The sequence below is a fragment of the Endozoicomonas sp. ONNA2 genome, from assembly GCF_024606365.1.
Classification (GTDB): Bacteria; Pseudomonadota; Gammaproteobacteria; order Pseudomonadales; family Endozoicomonadaceae; genus Endozoicomonas.
The window spans coordinates 1-2,090 of the sequence record NZ_JAHHPO010000146.1; the positions used below are offsets into that span (position 1 = coordinate 1).

Genomic DNA, 2,090 nt, shown 5'->3' on the forward strand with positions numbered 1-2,090 from the left:
CACGGAAAGCTGACATGCCACCAGTGACGTCTTTGTTGAAGGTGCCCGTAAAGGCTGGGGCATCGGTATCGGGAGCATCATCCCGAACATCATGATGGCTTTTGTGATCATCAAGATTCTGTCCCTTACCGGTTTTCTGAGTGTTCTGGCCACCGTGTTTGGCCCGGTTATGGCGCTGTTCGGGGTGCCCGGGGAAGGGGCAGCGGTACTGATGGCGGCGGTTATGTCCATGGGTGGGGGTGTTGGTGTTGCCGTAGGCCTGTTGAATGAAGGTGCCCTGCACGCTCGGGACATTGCTATTCTGGCACCTGCTATTTACCTGATGGGTTCCACCATACAATACGCTGGTCGTATTCTTGGTGTTATCGGGACGGAGGGTCGCCATTATCCCATTATGTTTGGTATCTGTATCCTGAACGCCCTGATGGCCATGTTTGTCATGAATCTGCTGGTGTGAATCACTATTCAACGTTATGATCCAATCACTGCAAGCTGGGGATTTCCCCCGCTTGTTTCGTCTGGAAGGCTGTATTTTTCAGGGTAAATTGCCATGAACAAGAAAGACCAATTCGAAAGCTTGGCCTGTAACTGCGTGGAAGTGGGCACCCTTATCAGGGAAGACGATACCGTGTTGACCATCGACCTCTCTGGCGTCGATGCTGAATCACGATTTGCTGCCCTGAAAGAAGAGGCGGCAAAAATCGGTTCCGGTAACTGCAAAATCTCTGCTGAAACCGTTGATGAACATGGTCAGACAGCAATTCGCGCCATGTTTCAGTTTGACTGCACCGCTGAAAAGCTGATTTTTCAGATGAGGAATGCTTGACTCTGCGGGCAAAAAATACAGATAACAAAAATATTGCTAATCGGGCGAATGGTATAACTGTTCGCCTGTTATCCACTTTTCTCACTATTCTAGAACAGCCTGCCGGCAACAACGTCAGGCGGTAACACTCATGCCGAGATCCATGTGTTCTCGATGCCAGCGCCCAAAAACGCAGTGTTACTGTGCAGCGCTGCAAGAAGAAACCGCCTGCATGGATATTATTATTCTGCAGCACCCCCGGGAATCCAGACACCCATTGAATACGGCCCGCATTGTGGCACTGGGTATCGATAATTGTGAGATATGGGTGGGTGAAGATTTTTCCGGTCATGGGCAACTGCAAAAAACGCTGGCAGAAAAGGACTGCTATCTGCTTTTTCCGGGGGCTCATGCCCGGGCCAGCCAGGACATTCTGCGAGCAGCGATGCCGGAAGTACTGATCATCCTGGATGGAACCTGGCGAAAGGCCAAAAAGATCTATTGCCGAAACCCACCACTACAACAACTCCCCGGCATTGAACTCACCGATCTTGCCATTTCTGACTATCGCATTCGCAAAGCCTCCGGAGCAGGTGCGTTATCAACGGTAGAAGCCACTGTTACCCTGCTGCGTCAGGCCAGTCGGGATAGCAAGGCGCATCAGCAGCTGCTGGACACATTCAGCCTGATGATTGACCGGCAAATCAACGCCATGGGGCAGGAAGTTTTCAAGAAAAATTATCCACAGGAAAATGGTTGACCGACCTGTACACCATTTCGATGAGTTTGATGTGCAAAATCTCCGTTCATCCTGAGTGGAGTCGAAGCACGATCTAATCCTGCTTCGAAGTTTACGTCCTTCGACAGGCTCAGGACGAATGGAGGTTCCAAAATGCGGAAATTATCCAGTGACTATTCCTTGGGAATATTCCCGGAATAACTTCATCATGTTATTCAGTCCGGGAAATTGTCGCTGCTGCCATCATCCGTAGTCATGGTCTGGCTCAGGATCACTTTGCTGATGGCCTTGTCCATACGCTGGCAAAGGGCGTCATAGTCGGCGGTGCCCGATCTGGCCGCTTAGATCAACTCAATAATGACGTTATCTGGTATCACTACACCGCTGTCGCTTTGTATGGCATCCAGAACGATACGACTGCCATCGTATGCCCACAGACACTCAGCTACTGCATACCCATAGAAAACACCCAATAGCATCTTGTCGGAAATGTCATCAAAGCTGCGGCTATTTAACTGCTCTTTAATAAATTCCGCTGCGGCTTTG

General features: G+C 50.2%; 3 protein-coding genes and 1 pseudogene. 3 read left to right on the top strand and 1 reads right to left on the bottom strand.

What is annotated here, in order from left to right; genetic code table 11:
- Positions 1 to 31: 31 nt before the first annotated feature.
- The 3 genes and pseudogenes from KDK14_RS02665 to KDK14_RS02675 all read left to right on the top strand — a co-directional run.
- Positions 32 to 457, top strand: a pseudogene (locus KDK14_RS02665) (nucleoside recognition domain-containing protein); the annotation flags it as partial.
- Positions 458 to 550: 93 nt separating this feature from the next.
- Entirely contained in the window at positions 551 to 826 is a 276-nt protein-coding gene (locus KDK14_RS02670) for a YfcZ/YiiS family protein (RefSeq protein WP_257263477.1), read from the top strand.
- Positions 827 to 968: 142 nt separating this feature from the next.
- Positions 969 to 1,565, top strand: a complete 597-nt coding sequence (locus tag KDK14_RS02675; RefSeq protein ID WP_257263479.1) for a tRNA-uridine aminocarboxypropyltransferase — start codon at positions 969 to 971, stop codon at positions 1,563 to 1,565.
- A 320-nt stretch (positions 1,566 to 1,885) separates the two neighbouring features.
- Here the strand turns inward: KDK14_RS02675 and KDK14_RS02680 are convergent.
- A partial coding sequence (locus KDK14_RS02680; RefSeq protein ID WP_257263478.1) for a DUF935 domain-containing protein occupies positions 1,886 to 2,090 on the bottom strand: 205 nt, incomplete at its 5' end.